The 3,089-nt window shown below is 72.0% G+C and carries 1 protein-coding gene; it reads right to left on the bottom strand.

The genetic code is table 11. The features are described 5' to 3' along the window. A partial coding sequence (locus AB0C66_RS35900; RefSeq protein ID WP_362448808.1) for an SDR family NAD(P)-dependent oxidoreductase occupies nucleotides 1–3,089 on the bottom strand: 3,089 nt, incomplete at both ends.

Here is a 3,089-nt window from a genome sequence, read left to right as displayed (position 1 = left end):
GCGGGGGTGAGCCGGGCGTTGGCGAGTGCCTGGCGGATCACCCGCTGCTGCGAGGGGCCGTTGGGCGCCGTCAGACCGTTGCTGGTGCCGTCCTGGTTGACCGCCGAACCTCGGAGCACCGCCAGCACCCGGTGGCCGTTGCGCCGTGCGTCGGACAGCCGCTCCAGCAGCAGCAGACCGGCGCCCTCGCCCCAGCCGGTGCCGTCGGCCGCCGCCGCGAACGGCTTGCAGCGGCCATCGGCCGCCAGCCCGCGCTGCCGCGAGAACTCGATGAACGTGGTGGGAGTGGCCATCACGGTCACGCCCCCGGCGAGGGCGAGTGCGCATTCGCCCTGGCGCAGTGCCTGAGCGGCGAGGTGCATGGCCACCAGGGACGAGGAGCATGCGGTGTCCACCGTGACGGCGGGCCCCTCCAGACCGAACGAATACGCCACCCGTCCGGACATGACGCTCGGGGTCCCACCCGCCAGCAGATAGCCCTCGACCTCTTCCGCCGAGGAGCTTCCGGCCGCGCCGTAGCCCTGGTAGGTGCCACCGGTGAACACACCGGTGCTGCTGCCGTGGAGGGCGTCACGGCTCAGCCCCGCGTTTTCGAAGGTCTCCCAGGCGGTCTCCAGGAGCAGCCGCTGCTGGGGGTCCATGGCGAGCGCCTCGCGCGGGCTGATGCCGAAGAACGCGGCGTCGAACTGGCCCGCGTCGTAGAGGAATCCGCCCTCCCGCGCGTAGCTGGTACCCAGACGATCGGGGTCGGGATCGAAGAGGGTGTCCAGGTCCCAGTGGCGGTCGGTGGGCATCTCCGCGACGGCGTCCCGGCCCGTGGACACCAGCTCCCACAGCCCTTCCGGGGAAAGCGCACCGCCGGGGTAACGGCACGCCATGCCGACGATCGCGATCGGTTCGTCGTCCGTGGCCGTCGAAGCGGTGTGCGGGGCCCGGACGGCCGCGCCGACTCCCGTCTGTCCGCCCAACAGCTCGGCGCGCAGATACATCGCGAGGGCGTTCGGCGTGGGATGGTCGAAGACCAGCGCGGGAGCGAGGCCCAGCCCAGTGGTGGCCGCGAGTTGATCGCGGAGTTCGACGGCGGTCAGCGAGTCGAAGCCGAGCTCCTGGAACGGCTGGGCGGCCGGAACCGCGTCGATGCCGCTGTGGCCGAGGATCGTGGCGGCGAGCGTCTGGATGTGCCGCACGAGGATCTGGTGCCGCTGGTCGTCGGTGGCGGCGTCGAGCTGTTGCCGCAGTGGACCGTCCGCGCCCGACCCCGTCCCCGTGGCCGTGCCGGGCGACGCGGTCGGCTCGGTGCCGGACGGTGTCACCCGGGCGAGCAGCGGGCTCGGTCGCTGTGCCGTGAACGCGCTGGAGAACCGGTCCCAGTCGACATCGGCGATCGTGACGGCCGTATCGCCCTGCGTCAGGGCGTGGTGCAGGGACTTCAGGGCGAGCTCGGTGCCGAGCGGTGACAGACCACGCCGCTTGAGGTGCGAGAGAGCCGTGTCGTCGGCGGCCATCCCGGCGTCGCTCCAGGGTCCCCAGGCGAGGCTGGTGGCGGGGAGTCCACGGGCGCGGCGGTGTTCGGCGAGTGCGTCGAGGTAGGTGTTGGCGGCGGCGTAGGCGGCCTGCTGACCACTGCCCCAGGTGGCCGCGTTGGACGAGAAGAGGACAAACGCGGTGAGCTCGTGGTCCTGGGTGAGCTCATGGAGGTGGGTAGCGGCTTGCGCCTTCGCCCGCAGTACCCGGTCGAGCCCTTCGGCGGACAGCTCGGCGACCGGGGACAGCTCCATCGTCCCCGCGGCGTGGATGACGGTGGTGAGGGGGTGTTCGGTGGGGATGGTGTCGAGGAGTTCGCGCAGTGCGTCGCGGTCGGAGATGTCGCAGGCGGTGATGGTGATGTGGGTGCCGTGTGCGGTGAGTTCTTGGGTGAGTTCGGTGGCGCCGGGTGCGTGGGGGCCGGTGCGGCTGATGAGGTGGAGTCGGGGTGCGCCGTGGTGGGCGAGCCAGCGGGCGATCTGTGCGCCGAGGCCGCCGGTGCCGCCGGTGATGAGGGTGGTGCCGGAGGGCTGCCAGGTGGCGGGCGCCGTGGACGATGTGGTGGCGTGCACGAGACGACGGGCGTAGCTGCCCGACGCACGGATGGCGACCTGGTCCTCGGGCTGACCGGACACCAGCAGTGCGGCGAGACGGCTCGTCGTCCGATGGTCGATCGCGGTGGGCAGATCGATGAGCCCGCCCCAACGATGGGGATGCTCAAGGGCGGCGACCCGGCCCAGCCCCCAGATCTGCGCCTGGCCGGGGTGCGGCAGTACATCGCCGCCCCTGGCGGCGACAGCGCCCTGGGTGAGGCACCACAGCGGTGCGGCTATCCCGGCGTCGCCGAGCGCCTGGACGAGCGTCGTCGTCGCCGCGAGTCCGGCCGCCACGGCGGGGTGCGCGGAGTACGGTCCCTGGTCGAGTGCGAGCAGACTGAGGACCCCCGCGAACGGTGTGTCCTCGGTCAGCCGCGCGAGTTGTTCCGCCAGCTCCGCGCGTGCGAGTTCGCCGGAGCCGAGCGGAAGGGAGAGGGGGAACGCCGTGGCGCCGTGGGAGTGCAGGGTCTGGACGGCGGCTCGTACCGCGATGTGTTCCTCGCCGTCGGCGGGCAGGACAACCAGCCAGGTGCCGGTCAGGGTCGCGGTGTCCGGCGCGGGCAGCTGCTGCCAGGTGATCCGGTAGCGCCAGGAGTCGACGACGGTCCGTTCGCGGTGTTGCCGTCGCCAGGTCGAGAGGACGGGGAGGGCGGGCAGCAGGGCGTCGATACCGGGGCTGTCCTCATCGAGTCCGAGCGTGGAGCTCAGGGCGTCGACGTCGAGCTCTTCGATGGCGTGCCACAGCTGCGCCTCGGCCGGGTCCTCGCCCGTACGGTCGGGTCCGCCGGTCCGTGCGGTCGGCTGATCCAGCCAGAAACGCTGGTGCTGGAAGGCGTACGTCGGCAGGTCGACCAACCGTGGAGTGGGATCGGCCGGGTACCACGCGGTCCAGTCGATGGTGGTGCCGGTGGTGTGGAGTTGGGCGAGGGTGCGGGTCAGCGCGTGGGTGTCGGGTTGTTTGTGGGTGAG

This window comes from Streptomyces sp. NPDC048636 (assembly GCF_040650655.1).
Classification (GTDB): Bacteria; Actinomycetota; Actinomycetes; order Streptomycetales; family Streptomycetaceae; genus Streptomyces.
The sequence above is the reverse complement of the archived record's forward strand: the minus strand, read 5'-3'. Positions and strand labels throughout refer to the sequence as shown.